Here is a 16491-nt window from a genome sequence, read left to right on the forward strand (position 1 = left end):
TCATTGCCGTTGCACATCAGCGTGCGCGTATTGCAGCAGAAGAGGGAGAGTTTTGATGATAAACTAAATGGCAATCAGTATCATTTGCATTTACTATAGCGTATGCATGACCTGTGTCTGGCATATATATGCACTTAATGAATGGCATATAAGGCTGGCAAGTCAAAAGCATTAACTATAATAAATGAGGTATTTAAGTGTTTTTCAAAGAGATTTCTACTGTTCGCGCCATTGCCATGCCAGGCATGACCAAAACGTTTTGTTATTCACTATTGACGCTCGCTATTATCGAAGCCGTGACTCTCCAAAGCGCGTTTGCAGCAGAGAGCGATCACCGCAGCGAGCAGTCGCTGGTGGTCACCGCTGATACCGATGATGACAGCACATCTGATCCCGCACGCGCTTATACCGTTCCGGCCACGCGCGCCGGAACCAAACTGAATCTGACTCAGCGTGATATACCGCAGTCGGTCAGCGTGCTGACCCGGCAGCGCATCAAAGATCAGAACCTGCAAAACGTGGGCGATGCGCTGGCGAACGTGACCGGTATTTCGGCGTCACAGAATGACTCCGAGCGCGTGGATTTTTACTCCCGTGGCTTCTACATCAACAACTACACCTACGATGATATTCCTTCCACGCAGACCGGCGCGTGGAACTTTGGTGAAACCGACAGCGACACCGCGATCTATGAGCGTATCGATATCGTACGCGGCTCCACCGGATTAATGACCGGCACCGGCAATCCGGGGGCTGCCATAAACATGATCCGCAAGAAAGCTGACAGCAAAACCTTTGCCGGCGATCTCTCCGCAAGTTACGGGAGCTGGGACAATCAGCGCTATGTAGCCGACCTCTCCGGACCGCTGAATGATTCCGGCACGTTGCGCGGCCGCGTGGTGACAGGGTATCAGGATCAGGATAGCTGGGTTGACCGCTACCACAAGCGTAAGAAGTTTCTGTATGCCACCGTGGCGGCAGATCTCACTGACAACACCACTCTGGACTTGGGGTATGACTATCAGTCACGCAATACGGATGGCCCGACCTGGGGCGGCCTGCCTCTCTGGTACAGCAACGGCAGCAAAATTCACTACGATCGGTCAGATAACCCATCTGCCGACTGGACCCACTACAACATTTTGTCCCGTAAGGTCTTTGCAAACCTGACGACGAATTTTGATAACGGCTGGCAGGTGCGGGTGAACGGCACGCATACCGAATCCGATTTTGACAGCAAGCTGCTCTACATGACGGGATATCCGGACCAGACCACCGGCATATTTAACAGCAATGGTTACGGTTATGCGGGATGGTATAAAGGGCTTCGCACACAGACGGCGGTAGACGCTTATGTTACCGGGCCGTTTGAAATGTTGGGTCGTCAACACCAGCTGGTGGCAGGGGTGGATTACAGCCGCCAGCGCAACCGCTATCTCTACTCAACATCCATTCTCTCCCCTGCGGAAATTGGTGACTGGAACAGCTGGAGTGGCGATGTGGCTGAGCCCGACTGGCCAGCATGGGCGCTCTCCTCTGAGGATACCATCCGGCAGAAGGCGGGCTATGCTGCAGCGCGATTCTCGCTGACCGATCCGCTCTCGCTGATCGCAGGCGCACGCTACACTCAATACAGCGCGCACGGCACCCTGGCGGATACGGAGAAGAATAACATCACGCCTTACGGCGGCCTGGTTTATGACATCAATGAAAATTACTCTGCTTTCGCCAGCTATACCTCCATTTTCCAGCCGCAGACGTATCGTGACCAGCAGGGAAATTATCTGAAGCCCGTTACGGGTAAGGATTACGAAGCGGGCATCAAAGGCGACTGGAATAACGGCGATATTACGGCGAGCCTGTCGGTGTTTCGTATTGAGCAGGAGAATCTCGGACAGGTACAGAGCAACAGATACGTAAATAATAGTAATGAAAACGCCTATAAATCGTCCAAAGGCGTGGTCAGCCGCGGCGTGGACTTTGAGATCAATGGTGCGGTCACAGACAACCTGAAGTTAACGTTTGGTGCCACACGCTATGTGGCTAAGGATGCGGACGGCGATCGCACTAATCCCTATATGCCGCAGACAAGCCTGAAGCTGTTCACCAGCTACACTCTGCCAATGCTATCTGACCTGACCGTCGGCGGGGGAATTAACTGGCAGAATCGTACCTATAAGGAAGCGATTAATCCTGCCGGCGAGACTGAGCGTGTCTATCAGGGAAGCTATCCGCTGGTTAACCTGTTTGCACGCTATCAGGTTACCCGCGAACTCTCTGTGCAGGGTAACGTTAAAAACCTGTTCGATCGTGAATACAACACCAACCCGGCGGGCGGTGTGGCGTTCAACGAACCGGCAAATTATTCAGTCAGCTTTAATTACAGCTTCTGATTTCGGCTGGCCCTGCCGGGGCCAGCTTTTCTTATCATCACGCCTGTCTCAGACGCCATGCGTTCTGCCTGACGCTGCTGATACCCTGCGCACCCGCCGCGTGATGTCACAAAGCCGCAACGATTGCCGGCTCCATCTTTTCCGGTGAGGTGATGGGGGCAAAGCGTCTCAACGGCTGGCCGTCGCGTCCGATGAGAAACTTCGTAAAGTTCCACTTAATTCGCCTGCCCGCGAGGCCAGGTAATTCCGTTTTAAGATAATCAAACAGCGGATGTGCTGCGGCTCCGTTAACCTCAGTTTTTTCAAACATCGGGAAGCTTACCCCGTAGTTAATATGGCACGTCTGCGCAATCTCACCGGCAGTGCCGGGCTCCTGCTTGCCAAACTGGTTGCAGGGGAAACCGAGTATCACCAGCCCCTGTGCCGAATACTTCTGCCAGAGCGCTTCAAGGCCGGCATACTGGCGCGTAAACCCGCAGTGGCTGGCGGTATTCACCACCAGAACCAGCTTACCGGCGTAGTCAGACATTGAAACCGGCTCACCCTGCAGGCGGGTCGCGGAGAATTGATAAAAAGCTGTCATGCGGGAGGCCTCAGATCTCAACAGATTCTGCGATGATATCATCAACATCCTGCAGGGTTTACCGTGGTTGATGATAATCAGACAGCGCAACAGTAAAAGAGGCATACTTCAGGTGCATTGTTGCACGAGGTGAGTGAATGGACAGGATCACAGCGCTTATCGTCTTTGCAGAGACGGCAAAGCGAGGAAGCATAACGGCGGCGGCAGAGCATCTGGGCCTGTCGCGGGCGATGGCATCGCGCTACATTGCGCTGATGGAGGAGTGGACAGGTTCGCGTCTGCTGCACCGCACGACACGTAAACTGAGCCTGACCGTCGCCGGCGAGCAGGCGCTGCTGCTGTGTCAGGAGATCAGGACGCTCGCCGACGGACTGACCGCGATGGGGCCGGGGACCACTGCCGTACCGAGAGGTAAGCTGAAAGTCACCGCTGACGCCCTGCTGGCCGAGTGCTGCCTGACGGGCATGCTGATCGATTTTCTGCAAATCTACCCGGAAATAGAGGTTAATCTGCAGATTACAGGCAGGTCGCTTGATCTGGCAGAAGAGGGCATCGATCTGGCTATCCGCATCGCCGCCACACTCGCCCCGGCGCTTTACGCGCGTCACCTTGGATACTGCTCCTCAGTGCTGTGCGCCAGCAAAACCTATCTCGATAAACATGGCGCTCCCGGCAGCCTGCGCGAGCTGCAGGATCATAACTGCCTGACCTATAGCTGTTTTGGTCATGCGTGGCGGTTTCATCATGAAAATGAAGTCATTGACCTGCCCGTAACAGGCAGTATCAGCACCAATGAAGCAGCGATTTTGCTGAAAGCGGTAAAAATGGGGGGCGGAATGGCTGTGCTCCCGCTGTTTGCCGTGCAGGAGGAGATTGCCGCGGGCAGATTAGTCAGGCTGCTGCCGGAATATGAACCCGATCGGCTGGCGGTCAGCGCAGTCTATCTCACGCAGAAAAAGATGCCGCAGGCGCAGCGCGTACTGATTGATTATCTGGTAAAGCACCTCAGGCTGCCCTGAGGTGCGTCTCTGCGCTTCGATCATTAATAACCCACGGTAAAACGCTGGTTAGCGTGCACCGGTGTTTCAATCTCATCAGCCATCGCAATGGCGTAATCTTCAAACGAAATGCTGCTGCCCTGCTCATTGGTCAGCAGCGTATCTTTCCCCAGGCGAAATTTACCGGTGCGTTCGCCCGCCGTGAACAGGGCGGATGGCGAAAGAAAGGTCCAGGTAAGGTCATGCTGCGCACGCAGTTTTTCCAGAAAGCGCACGCCCGCCTCAGCTTCCGTTCTGTATATTTCCGGGAAGGTGGGGGTATCGATCACTTTTACGCCTGGCGCAACCTCCAGGCTGCCCGCGCCGCCCACAACGTAATAGCGTTTCACACCTGACGCTTTTACCACGCCGATGAGTTTATCGGGATCGCTGGCGCTGAAGTGCACTGAGCTGATCACGGCATCGTGCCCGGCCAGCACGCCTGCCAGCGCCTGTGGATCGTTGATATCACCCGCGGCCGGGATAACCCCTTCGGCTGGTGCAATCTTATCCGCATTGCGCGCAATAGCCGTTACGGTATGACCGCGTGCAGTGAGTTCGTGAAGAATGCGGGAACCCGCCTGTCCGGTTGCGCCAATCAATGCAATTTTCATTTTGCTGCTCCTGAGTTTTATCAGGCCTCTGCGGCCGTTGCTGATAACACACACTCTATCTGTACGCTGCAAAGTGATAAACAGCACCAGAGGAGACAAACTGTTGCATAAAATGAGCGAATCACCTGTTTACGCTTAAGTCGGGGCAGGGCGTTGCGGGCGATTAAACGAGAGTGTGAAATATCTGAAATTATCGAATCTGGTGACGATATCTCAGGATAGTGGTGCTGACGCCGCATAATTTGGTCAGGCGCTGCCAGCCGGGTTCAGGGCTGTCAGCTATGATTGTTTCTCCGGTTTAAAAAGGGAGAAATAGCATGAAATGTCCGGCATGTGGCTCAGAAGCTTTTGTTTACGACACGCGAGATGTACCGCTTAATACGGGTAATCCCAATGATATCGTACCCGATGTAAAAGGCAGTCATTGCATGGCCTGCGCCCAGGTGATTATGGATAAGGCTGAGGCTGATTCATATCTGGAAAAGGTTAATGCGCTGGAAGCTGCGGCAGCTGATACAAAGTGACAGGAGAGCCCGCACGCTGCGGGCGCTTTTACGTTATATCCACACCAGCTTAAATTCCTCAATATCACTAAGCGCAGCGCGGAAGGCCGCTTTCAGGTTTTTAGGCTGTGCCGGATGAGTCCAGAACGATGTTACGTGATACCGATCATTCTGGTCTCTTACACGCTCTACCTGTACCGTTGCGATGACTTTATGCCGCATAAATCCTTCAATATTGGACGTTCTGGCTTCCATTAGCGCAATGCGTCGTGTCCTTGCGTCATAAATAACATGGCAGGGCGTGCCGGCTGCGTTAAACGATGCAACCCGTTTAAAGCAGCGCGCTATTGTATCGGGACTGTATGAGAAGGGTATTACGGTCATAAGTCGCTCCTTATTACCCGCGCCTGACAGATTCATTCAGCATAAGCTATCTGTCTACAGCCCTACCAGCGTGATCCGTTTCTTTGTCGCAAGTGCATTATAAAGTGCCGTTGCCAGACAGGACGGCTCAACAAAACCAATGCCTGATAGCCCTTCGTCCGGCTCAGACCAAAACGACTTGATGCGAAGCACTGTGTTGATTCCGGCTACGCGCTCAAGCTCCAGCGCCGCCAGGGTACGGCAGCTCGCCTCATTTTCAGACGGCGCACTCTCCATCGTAATGACGCTGGCGCTGGGTGCCACGCTGTTATAGATGATGTGGCAGCGTAAGCCGTTCAGGTGAACGGTATCAATGAGCTCATGATGTAACGGCATAACTTCTTTAGTGCAGGGTACGGAGGCAGCTAACATAACAGATCCCTCTAACGTGGAATTTTATTGTGCAGCCAGCATAGGCTATCTCTCCGGTGCGTAAAGCTACTGTTTTTGCAGGCAAAAAAAGCGTGCAGGCGTGATGATAACCGCCGTTATCGCTGTTTACAGGTTAGAGTGGTACTGATAAAAAGCGAAGCGTGATGCCTTTGTCCGGGATTAGTGCAAATTTGACTTAAAAAAATCCGCACAGGGCGGGCAAATTATTCCAGAAATTACCATCTTAGTACGCGCATGCATCGCACGTGCAGTGCGCACGCAACAGATTACGGCTTTAGTCTTAAGCTAACTTTAAGATTATTCTTTGCCCGAAACGATCGTGACCTTTATTGAAGGAATAGCATTGTCCAGGATGAATTCAAAGCGATCCTGAAAGCCTGAGGGCAGGGAGATAGCCAGAAGAGCCTGTAACATAATCGTGCCGAAGAGCATTGAAACGTGAGCAGCAGGCGGGTAAAAATGCGGAGCCGGCGAGCGGCTCCGCGGGGGATGGGTTACGGACGGCGGAACAGCGCCAGGCTGCGCCCTTCCAGTTCAAAATCCTGCTCCTGAGTGATGACCAGGCCTTCATTCGCGGTCTCTGACGTGGTCAGCTCCAGCACCCAGCCGCCTTCACCAAACTGCGGAATACGGAACGGCACATTCCCTTCAAACGGGTTAAACAGCATCAGCACGTCGTGCCAGATACCTTCTTCCGGCTGCAGATCGGGACGACCAATATAGACGCCAAGCGTAGAGCCTTCTTCCCACTGCTCCGACTGCTGGAAGCCACCGCCGGCGTTAAACCATTTGATGTCCATGCCGTCACGCCAGCTTTCGCGGCGCAGCAGCGGCTGTTTAGCACGCAGGGCAATGACGCGTTTGGTAAATTCACGCAGCGCGTCAGCCGACGGCGGCAGGTTTTCCCAGTGGAGCCAGGAGATATCACTATCCTGACAGTAGCCATTGTTATTGCCCATCTGGCTGCGACCAAACTCATCGCCCGCCAGCAGCATCGGCGTACCGTGGGAGAAGAGCAGCGTGGCGAGGAAGTTGCGTTTCTGGCGTTCGCGCACGGCGATAATTCCCTCATCTTCGGTTGCGCCTTCAGCACCGTAGTTATATGAGCGGTTATCGTTATGACCGTCGTTATTATCCTCGCCGTTATCGTCGTTGTGTTTCTCATTATAGGAAACCAGGTCATTCAGCGTAAACCCGTCATGGGCGGTAATGAAGTTGACGCTGGCCCACGGACGACGACCGCGCTGATCGTAGAGATCGCCGGAACCGAGCAGGCGCGCGGCGAAATCCGTCGAGACGTTGTCACCTTTCCAGTATTCACGCACCGTGTCGCGATATTTATCGTTCCACTCCGCCCAGCCCGGCGGGAAGCCACCAACCTGATAGCCGCCAGGGCCGATATCCCACGGCTCGCCAATCAGTTTGAGTTTAGAGAGCACCGGATCCTGCGTCACCGCGTCAAAGAAACCGCCGCGCTGATCGAAGCCCTCCGGCTCACGGCCAAGGATGGTGCCGAGATCGAAGCGGAAGCCATCAATATGCATCGATTCTGCCCAGTAGCGCAGCGAATCAGTCACCAGCTGTAGTACCCGCGGATGCGAGGTATTAACCGTGTTTCCGGTACCGGTGTCATTAATGTAGTAGCGATGCTGATCCGGCAGGGTGCGGTAGTAGGAGAAGTTATCGATCCCCTTGAATGAGAGCGTCGGGCCAAGCTCATTGCCCTCGGCGGTGTGGTTATAGACCACATCGAGGATCACTTCGATACCGGCATCGTGGAAGCCGCGCACCATATCGCGAAAGCCCTGAATGCCGCGCGGGCCAAAATAGCGCGTGGCGGGTGCAAAAAACGCCAGTGAATTGTAGCCCCAGAAATTTTTCAGGCCTCTGTCCAGCAGATGCTGATCGTCCGGGAACCAGTGCACCGGCAGCAGTTCTACCGATGTGACCCCCAGGCTTTTAATGTAATCCACCGTGGCTTTATTGCTCATGCCATCGTAGGTGCCGCGCATATTTTCCGGGATCAGCGGATTAAGCTGGGTAAAGCCTTTTACGTGCGTCTCATAAATAAGCGTCTGAGACCAGGGAATGGATGGCCGGTTCTGATCCTGCCAGTCAAACTCATTCGGGTTTACCACCCGGCATTTCGGCGTAAACGGACCGCTGTCGCGCGTGTCAAAGGTCAGATCTTTATCTTCATGCAGCAGTTCGTAGGCAAAGTGCGCTTCGTTCCAGTCGATGTCGCCCTGCAGCTCCCGCGCATACGGGTCGATCAGCAGTTTGTTCGGGTTGAAACGATGCCCGTTTTCCGGGTCATAAGGTCCATGCACGCGATAGCCATACAGCGCGCCGGGCTGCAGGCCGGGCACATAACCGTGCCACACTTCGTGCGTATATTCCGGCAGATCAAAGCGGGCGATCTCATGCTGACCGCTCGGATCGTACAGGCAGAGTTCAACCCGCTCAGCGTGTGCGGAAAACAGGGCGAAGTTAACGCCCTCACCATCAAAGTTAGCACCGAGCTGATACCCTGTACCAGCTGTGATCTCAACAGGCTTACCGTTTGACATTTAATCCTCTCCATTCAGTGAACAGATATGCAGGCATAACTTCAGTTCCATCAGTCAGGGTTAGCTGCTGAGCAGGACCAGCGGTGCGCTGTAGTTCAGGTTTTCCAGCGCGATACTGTCGGTGATAGCGTAAGTTTCTCCATTCAGAGCGTTCAGCCACGTGCGGTGCGACAGCGTCTCGCTCAGTGCAACCGAGACATCTGCCCACTGGGCGTCAGCAAAGATCAGGCGCGGAGCAATCACAATCAGTGCGCCCGCTTCGGACTGGCGGGCGTAAGCCACCACTTTCTCTGCGTGTTCACCGCTGGCGTGCAGCGCCTGATAGTCGCCGAAACGGAAGAGCGCTGCGTGATCGCGGCGCAGATGAAGCAGGCGCATAACCATCTGCTGTTTCAGGCTGCCGCTCAGCCAGCCCTGCTGACTGGTAAAGTCAGGGAAGGCGTCAGCATCAAGCTGACTGACGAGAGTAGTAAAATCGGGTTCACGGCGGTTATCCGGATCGACCAGGCTGAAATCCAGCGCTTCGCAGCCCTGATAGATATCAGGCACGCCGGGCGCGGTAAGTTTAATCACCGTCTGGGTAAAGCTGTTCACCAGTCCGGCGCGGATAAACGGCTGCAGCGCCTGGGCAAAGTCCGTGAGAAACGCAACGTTTTCCGCAGCGAACAGATGACGCACGTAATTCAGTACGGCGTTTTCATAGGCTTCGTTACTGTCTGCCCAGTCGGTGCGCAGCTTCGCTTCACGCAGCGCCTTTTCCACAAACGGAATAAAACGTTCGCACAGCGCGTCCAGTCCGGTGCGATCGTCCGGCTGCAGCGTGGCGGGCCAGACGCCAGCCAGCGCCTGATAGAGCATCCACTCAACGGCAGGCTCCGGAGCCGGGCCGTCCGCCAGCTCCTGTACGCGCTCCTGATTAAGCTGCTGCCAGCGCGTCACGTTCTCTGCCCACTCATCCGGCGCTTCGCTCAGGGTATAGAGCCGCGCGCGCGCATCCTCGCCGCGTTTGGTATCGTGCGTGGAGGTGCTGGAGATAGCGTCAGGCTGGTGCTGCAGACGGGTCTGCATCTCCTGATGAAAATGCGCCAGTGAGAACGCGTGCGGCAGCGGCTCTGCACCCACTTCGTTGATCGCAAGCGCCACGTGATTACGGAAAAACAGCGTATCTTCAACCGATTTTGCCATCAGCGGTCCGGTCAGCTGCTGGAAACGGGCGCGAAACTCCGCCGCCAGCGCTTCACCCTCTTCACTGACTGCACCCAGCAGCAGTGCCTGCAGAAAGCTCAGGGTAGCAGGGGATGCGCTATGTTTTACGCCCTCAAGCACGCTGAGCAGACGCTCTTCGCCCGCCAGCGGCATACCCGCTGCCTGACCATAGGTGCGATAGACCGGGAAGGCAATCAGCAGCTCGCGCAGCGCCACGTGCAGCTCCGCTTCACCAAAGTTGCGGTGCTCCAGTCCGGCAGTATCGGTTGCCAGTGAGAGCAGCCGGCTGAATTCGCCGGCAAAATTGCGATCCACCATCAGCTCGCGCGCCGCGCGCAGGCCCGCTTCCACATCATTGCGCTCACGCGTGGCTGACTCATAGGCGAGTCGCAGCGTGTCGATTTTTGTATCGTCAATCAGCACATGTGAGAGTGCCGCAATAAACTCATAGCCGGTTGTACCGGAGACGGGCCACTCTTCCGGCAGCTGTTCGCCGTCGGCGAGAATTTTCTCTACGGTGATATAACACTCTTCGCCGGCCGCGGTGCGGAGCTGCTGCAGATAACCCAGCGGATCGGCGAGGCCATCAACGTGATCGACACGCAGGCCGCTGACCGCGCCGCTGCGCACCAGCGACAGAATAAGGCGGTGCGAATCCTCAAAGACCACCGGATCTTCGACGCGTACGCCTGCCAGCCCGGTGATCTCAAAAAAGCGACGATAGGAGAGTGCGCTACGCGCTTCACGCCAGTTCATAAGCTGCCACGGCTGCTCCTCATGCAGCTGAGCAATGGCGGCGGGGTCCGTCAGCGCCAGCAGCTCTGCTTCACGTCCCTGCCAGCTCGCAGGCGTCAGCGGATAGTAGCTGTCGAAATACGCCAGCGCCGGTTTACCGCTCTGCGGATCGGCTTTAATCGTGATATCACCTTTTTCCACTGCGCGATCGAAATCGTCACCCAGAAACGGCAGCGTCAGCCTGCGCGACCAGTCGATATCAAAATAGCGCGCGTACTGGCTCTCCTGCCCATGTTCAATCACATCACGCCACCAGGCATTCTCCAGTGAAGCCGCCATATGATTAGGCACAATATCCAGGATCAGCTCCATGCCGGCGGCCTGCAGGGCTGCGCTCAGTCGATCAAAGCCCGCTCGGCCACCGATAGCCGGATCGATTTCATTGGCATCGGTGACGTCGTAGCCGTGCGTTGACTCTTTCGTCGCGGTAAAAATGGGTGAAGCATACAGATGGCTGATGCCCAGCTTCTGCAGGTAAGGCACCAGTTCCGTGGCACGATCAAAGGTCATGCCGTTGCGAAACTGAATGCGATAAGTGGAGGTCGGGATAGTCATGCTGCTGCTCCTGGTGCCAGACGGACGATAATGGCGTTCTGCGCGAGTTCATGTTGCTCCTGCGGCCAGGCAAACAGCGTTTCGCCTGGCATATCAGGAAGTGCCTGAGCGGTATTGCCCAGATTAAAAGCCATAGAGAGCGTGCCCTGCGGGAAGCGCCACTGCACGGCAACGTAGCCATCACCAGTCGCCAGTACCTGACCACTGTGGCCCCCGGCCGTCGCCAGCAGCGGAACCAGATGCTGCTGACGCAGCGACAGCAGCGTGCGCGTCAGCGCCAGCCAGGCTTTGCCCTCGCTGCTGGTCGTCTTCGCCCAGTCGAGCTTTGAACGCCGGAATGTCTCTTCCGCGTTGGGATCCGGCACCTCATCGTCATGTCCGGCATGGCCGGTAAACTCGCGTGCACGTCCTTCACGCACCGCTTTCGCCAGATCGCCGTGAAAGTCGGTAAAAAACAGAAACGGGTTAGTTTCACCATACTCTTCGCCCATAAACAGCAGCGGGATATGCGGTGACAGCAGCAGAGCCGAGTAGAGCACTTTGGTGCGCGCCTCTCCGGCCAGCGTGATCAGGCGATCGCCCTGTGCCCGGTTACCCACCTGATCGTGATTCTGAATAAAATCAACAAACGCCACCGGGGGCTGGCCTGCACTCGGTACGCCGCGCGTCTCACCGCTCTGGGCCGAGACCTCACCCTGATAGGCAAACCCCTCGGTCAGAATGCGCGCGACTTTTTTCTCCGGCGCATCGGCAAAATCCTGGTAGTAGGCGTGAGTTTCACCGGTTGCCAGCACATGAATAGCGTTATGGAAATCGTCGTTCCACTCTCCGCTGAAGAGCGGAGTATTGCCCTGTTCATCGCGCGGATGCAGGAAGATCACGTTACGTGAATCTTCCGTAGTGAGATGTGCCGGACGGTCCGGAATTTCATGACGAATGCGCTCTGCAATTTCAATCAGCACATGCTTATCTGAGCTGTCTTCAATCTGATCGATAGCGTCAAAACGCAGGCCGTCGAGGCGATACTCTTTCAGCCAGTAGAGCGGCGCCTCAGAGATGTAGCGGCGTGCCGCATCCACATCGTAGGCGATACCGGCTCCCCAGGGGGTCTGGCGCTCTTCATGGAAAAACTGCGGGGCCAGCAGCGGCAGATAGTTGCCTTCAGGACCAAAGTGATTCAGCACAATGTCCAGCACCACGGAGAGGTTAAGCGCATGCGCCGCGTCAACAAACGCTTTGAAATCATCCGGGCTGCCGTAAGCGGTGTGTGGCGCATAGAGCAGGACGCCGTCATAGCCCCAGCCGCGATTACCGCCAAACTGCGACACCGGCAGCACCTCAATCATGGTGATACCCAGCTCAGCCAGCTGCGGCAGTTTTTCAATAGCTGCACGAAAGGTCCCTTCAGGCGTAAAGGTGCCGATATGCAGCTCATACACCACCGTCTCCTGCCACGGACGTCCGCGCCACTCAGTATGCTGCCAGCGGTAACTTTGCGGATCGATGACCAGTGACGGACCGTTAACCTCTGCTTTTTGCGCCCGCGAAGCCGGGTCAGGCACCACGCTGCCATCGGCCAGCGCGTAGTGATATTCTGCACCTGGCGTCACCCCTGACTGTGACAGGGTAAACCAGCCATCCTTTTCCGCCTGCATAGGATAATCGGTGCCGTTCAGGCGCAGGGCTACCTGCTGCTGACCCGGTGCCCAGAGACGAAAACGCACGGTGCCGTCAGCAAGGATTTCAGCACCCCAGGATTTTTCCAACGTTGTGGATTCCATTTTATTGCCTCGTTAAGCCCCGCGCGGGGCAATGGACGACATCAAGCGATTCGCATTCCCGAAATCATTTACTCTATGAAATAAAAGACTAATCACCCCGGTAATGAAGAAAGGTCTCAGGTAAAGTGCTGAGTACCCTGAAAATCATAGCCTATATTTGGAAATATAAGTCCTGACGCGCCGTAAAGTCGTTGCAGAAGTAAATTTTCCGATTTGTGCGGCAAAACATTTATTTTTTGCCGTCATAGGCTACGGTTATGGTTACGCATGTAAGCGATGCGCCAATAAAGCCAGACGGCTTTCACCGTCAAACAGGAGAGCACTTATGAACGAAGATCGCATCAGTGGAAACTGGAAGCAGTTCAAAGGAAAAGTGAAAGAGAAATGGGGTCAGCTGACTGACGACGATATGGACGTTGCCGACGGCAAACGCGATCAGCTGCTGGGCCGCATTCAGGAACGCTACGGCTACGGTAAAGACCAGGCAGAAAAAGAGCTGAAAGACTGGGAAGATAGCAACAAGTATCACTGGTAAGTCTCAGCTTCCCGGCACGTCCGTGCCGGGATATTTTGTTTCAGCTCATCGCCCTTTTCCCGCTACGTTTATTTCTCTTCCGCTGTTATTTCTGCGCCGGCGCTCGTCAGTCGTTATTATAATGGCCGCTTATGGTCGTCTTTATTTAAACTCAGCAGCGCGACAAAGCTAATCAGTGCGGTAATCATCACATACCACGCCGGAATATCCGGATTTCCGGTCTGTTTAATCAGCCCTGAAATAATCAGCCCGGCGCAGCCGGAAAATAACGCGTTTGAGAGGGCATAGGCGAAACCCAGGCCGGTGTACCGCACCCGCGTGGGAAACATCTCTGCCAGCATGGCGGGTCCCGGGCCTGCCAGCATGCCGACCAGCGCACCAGCCACAAAGACCACCAGCGCTTTCGTCAATAATCCGGAAGCGGGATTTTGCAACACCCCAAGCAGCGGAAGGGCGAAGATCAGCAGCATAAAGGTGGCAACCAGCATAAGGGTACGCCTGCCGATACGATCGCTCAGCCAGCCGGCGGGCAGAATAGTGGCGGCAAAACCGAGGTTTGAGATCACGGCAATCAGCAGCGCCTGATTAAAGCCGGTATGCAGCGTGGTTTGCAGATAGGTTGGCATGATCACCAGATAGGTGTAGCCCGCGGCTGACCAGACCATCAGGCGGCTGATGGCAAGCGCGATGGCGCGTAATGTGGCGGTGAAAGAAGCGCGTTCCGGCGCCGGAGCCTGCCGCGCAGCGTTAAACTGCGGCGACTCATCCAGCCCGGCCCGCAGCCAGAGTGCAGCGCCTCCCAGCGGCAGCGCCAGCAAAAACGGCAGTCGCCATCCCCAGGCGAACATCGCCTCTTCACCGATAAGCAGCGGAATCAGCGCGACGGTCGCCGCACCGGCCAGCAGGCCGCACGCCACCGTTAGCGACTGCCATGCTCCATACAGGCCCCGTTTGCCTGGCGGGGCGGCTTCCGTCATCAGCGACACCGCGCCGCCATACTCGCCACCGGCAAACAGGCCCTGCAGAATCCGCAACAGCGTCAGCATTAACGGCGCGGCAAGACCGATAGCCGCATAGTCCGGCACCAGCCCGATAGCAGCCGTCACCAGCGTCATCATGATCAGTACGCCGATAAGCACCGGTTTACGTCCGTGACGATCGCCCAGCCGGCCAAAAATAATCGCGCCGAGCGGACGGAAAAAGAACGCCACGGCAAAGGCGGCCCAGGTCAGGATGATACTGGTGCCGGCACGCTCATCCGGCAGCTGGAAAAAGTGCCTGGCAATAATCGGGGCCATAAAGCCATAAACGGCAAATTCATACCATTCGATAAAATTGCCAACCGAACCGGCGACGATAATACGTCGATGCGCTGGCATCATCTGAGCAGGCATAGCCTATCCTTATAGATAAAAGCGTGGAGAAGAGAGCCGTAAAGCGGCATTAAGGCATAGATTTCAACGCGGTGTCTGTGAGGCGCACGCAATTGCAGGCAAAAAAAGGCCACCCGAAGGTGGCCAGCGTGACAGCGTATCAGGCAGGTTTTTGCTGCTTTTTGTGTTTGCGCTGCCGGCGCAGTTTGTCAATCAGGCGATGCGCTTCCGCACGGGTGGCGACCGCAGGTGATGACCCTTTCAGCGGTTTACGCGCCGTTTCGCTCAGCGTCAGCACCGTCAGCAGGCCGATAATCCCGGCGCCCATCATGTAGTAAGCAGGCATCATTTTGTTGTGCGTGGTATCCACCAGCCAGGCTGTGATTAATGGCGTGGTGCCACCAAACAGTGAGACCGAAAGGTTGAAGCCAATCGCCAGCGCGCTGTAACGGATATCGGTGACAAAGAGTGCCGGCAGGGTGGCAGGCATGGTGCCGCTGAAGCAGGTATGCAGCAGACCAAGGATCGCCAGTCCGGCAAAAACCCAGTACATATTACCGGTACCCAGCAGCATAAACGCAGGGATAGCCAGCACAATCAGGCCCAGCGCGCCAAAGCCGATAACCGGTTTACGGCCGAGACGATCGGTAAAGTAACCCCACATCAGCGTCAGTGGCATCATGATAAACATCACCACCATCACCAGCAGCAGGCCGGAGAGTTCGCTCAGGCCGAGGATCCCGGTAAGGTAGCTCGGCATATACGCGGTCAGCATATAGTTGGAGACGTTGAACAGCAGCACCAGCCCGATACACTTCAGCAGCGGTTTGCTCTGGGTACGCAGCATCTGCCAGAGCGTCAGCGGCGGCTTGTTATGCTCCATCTCTTCACGCTGATCCATATGGTCTTTAAATGCCGGCGTCTCTTCCAGCTTCAGGCGAATATAGAGACCAAACAGACCAAGTGGTGCCGCGAGAAAGAACGGTATACGCCAGCCCCACGACATCATCTCATCATGCGGCAGGTACGCAATCATCCCGGTTACCAGGCTGGCACCCAGCAGATAGCCCGCCAGCGTACCAAACTCCAGGAAGCTGCCCATAAACCCGCGGCGCTTATCGGTTGAATATTCGGCAATAAAGGTTGCCGCACCACCATATTCGCCGCCGGTTGAGAATCCCTGAACCAGACGGGCTACCAGCAGCAGGATCGGCGCCGCAATGCCGATACTGGCGTAGCTCGGGATCAGGCCAATGCAGAAGGTGCCGATGGACATCATCACCATGGTAAAGGCGAGGACTTTCTGACGGCCGAAGCGATCGCCCAGCGGTCCGAACACCATACCGCCAATCGGGCGCACGAGGAATGCGGCGGCAAAGGTACCGAATGAAGCGATAAGCTGCGCGGTGTTACTGGCATCGGGGAAGAAAACCTGACCAATAATCACGGCCAGATAGCTGTAAACACCAAAATCGAACCACTCCATGGTATTTCCGAGAGCAGCAGCGCCGACGGCGCGTTTTAAAAGTTTATTGTCGATGACGGTAATATCATCAACGGTCAGATCGGGTTTATTTACTGTTTCAGTGCTCATAGGCTTCCTTTGACAATGAAATAAAAGCGATCTTATAGCTTTCGCAGCCGGTTATTGCGGAGTGGAAAAGAAAGCTATAAGAGGCCGAAAGGCGGACACCTTAGGAGATAATTTTTCTTTACGCAACTTTGCGACC

13 protein-coding genes are annotated in these 16491 nt (G+C 55.6%); 4 read left to right on the forward strand and 9 right to left on the reverse strand.

The genetic code is table 11. The features are described 5' to 3' along the window. Nucleotides 1–236: 236 nt before the first annotated feature. On the forward strand, nt 237–2393 hold the full coding sequence (gene fhuE, locus AC2CF9_RS07125) for a ferric-rhodotorulic acid/ferric-coprogen receptor FhuE (RefSeq protein WP_484556650.1): 2157 nt from the start codon (nt 237–239) through the stop codon (nt 2391–2393). A gap of 106 nt (nt 2394–2499) precedes the next feature. On the opposite strand, the gene AC2CF9_RS07130 is transcribed toward fhuE, so the two are convergent. Beyond that, nucleotides 2500–2976, reverse strand: a complete 477-nt coding sequence (locus tag AC2CF9_RS07130; RefSeq protein WP_150016672.1) for a glutathione peroxidase — start codon at nt 2974–2976, stop codon at nt 2500–2502. A 137-nt stretch (nt 2977–3113) separates the two neighbouring features. On the opposite strand from AC2CF9_RS07130, the gene AC2CF9_RS07135 reads away from it, so the two are divergent. Continuing rightward, the gene (locus AC2CF9_RS07135; protein WP_150016671.1) at nt 3114–3995 is read left to right on the forward strand and encodes a LysR family transcriptional regulator; all 882 of its coding nucleotides are present in this window, start codon (nt 3114–3116) and stop codon (nt 3993–3995) included. A gap of 23 nt (nt 3996–4018) precedes the next feature. Here AC2CF9_RS07135 and AC2CF9_RS07140 read toward each other — a convergent pair whose 3' ends face one another. Then, complete coding sequence (locus AC2CF9_RS07140) at nt 4019–4627, reverse strand: NAD(P)-dependent oxidoreductase (RefSeq protein ID WP_484556619.1); 609 nt, start codon at nt 4625–4627, stop codon at nt 4019–4021. Between the two features lie 317 nt (nt 4628–4944). On the opposite strand from AC2CF9_RS07140, the gene AC2CF9_RS07145 reads away from it, so the two are divergent. Then, a complete protein-coding gene (locus AC2CF9_RS07145; RefSeq protein ID WP_484556620.1) occupies nt 4945–5151 on the forward strand; it encodes a type II toxin-antitoxin system MqsA family antitoxin in 207 nt (68 codons plus the stop codon). A gap of 33 nt (nt 5152–5184) precedes the next feature. Here the strand turns inward: AC2CF9_RS07145 and AC2CF9_RS07150 are convergent, their stop codons facing one another. The 5 genes from AC2CF9_RS07150 to treZ all read right to left on the reverse strand — a co-directional run bounded on the left by AC2CF9_RS07150 (nt 5185) and on the right by treZ (nt 12853). Then, nucleotides 5185–5514: a hypothetical protein gene (locus AC2CF9_RS07150; RefSeq protein WP_484556621.1), complete on the reverse strand. Its 330-nt coding sequence runs from the start codon at nt 5512–5514 to the stop codon at nt 5185–5187. 54 nt (nt 5515–5568) lie between these two features. Beyond that, nucleotides 5569–5925: a hypothetical protein gene (locus AC2CF9_RS07155; RefSeq protein ID WP_484556622.1), complete on the reverse strand. Its 357-nt coding sequence runs from the start codon at nt 5923–5925 to the stop codon at nt 5569–5571. A gap of 515 nt (nt 5926–6440) precedes the next feature. Beyond that, nucleotides 6441–8516: a glycogen debranching protein GlgX gene (gene glgX, locus AC2CF9_RS07160; RefSeq protein WP_484556623.1), complete on the reverse strand. Its 2076-nt coding sequence runs from the start codon at nt 8514–8516 to the stop codon at nt 6441–6443. A gap of 60 nt (nt 8517–8576) precedes the next feature. Beyond that, on the reverse strand, nt 8577–11072 hold the full coding sequence (gene treY, locus AC2CF9_RS07165; protein ID WP_484556624.1) for a malto-oligosyltrehalose synthase: 2496 nt from the start codon (nt 11070–11072) through the stop codon (nt 8577–8579). Further along, nucleotides 11069–12853: a malto-oligosyltrehalose trehalohydrolase gene (treZ, locus tag AC2CF9_RS07170; RefSeq protein ID WP_484556625.1), complete on the reverse strand. Its 1785-nt coding sequence runs from the start codon at nt 12851–12853 to the stop codon at nt 11069–11071. The genes treY and treZ overlap by 4 nt, the downstream gene beginning before the upstream one ends. A 325-nt stretch (nt 12854–13178) precedes the next feature. Between treZ and AC2CF9_RS07175 the strand changes: the two genes are divergently transcribed. Continuing rightward, nucleotides 13179–13388, forward strand: coding sequence for a CsbD family protein (locus AC2CF9_RS07175; RefSeq protein ID WP_065647325.1), 210 nt, complete (start codon nt 13179–13181; stop codon nt 13386–13388). A gap of 116 nt (nt 13389–13504) precedes the next feature. Here AC2CF9_RS07175 and AC2CF9_RS07180 read toward each other — a convergent pair whose 3' ends face one another. Continuing rightward, on the reverse strand, nt 13505–14782 hold the full coding sequence (locus tag AC2CF9_RS07180; protein ID WP_150016663.1) for an MFS transporter: 1278 nt from the start codon (nt 14780–14782) through the stop codon (nt 13505–13507). A gap of 139 nt (nt 14783–14921) precedes the next feature. Then, nucleotides 14922–16355 carry a glycine betaine/L-proline transporter ProP gene (gene proP, locus AC2CF9_RS07185; RefSeq protein ID WP_150016662.1) on the reverse strand — a complete coding sequence of 478 codons (1434 nt, stop codon included), beginning with the start codon at nt 16353–16355 and terminating at the stop codon, nt 14922–14924. Nucleotides 16356–16491 lie beyond the last annotated feature (136 nt).

Source organism: Pantoea sp. SYBGC1, assembly GCF_057197005.1.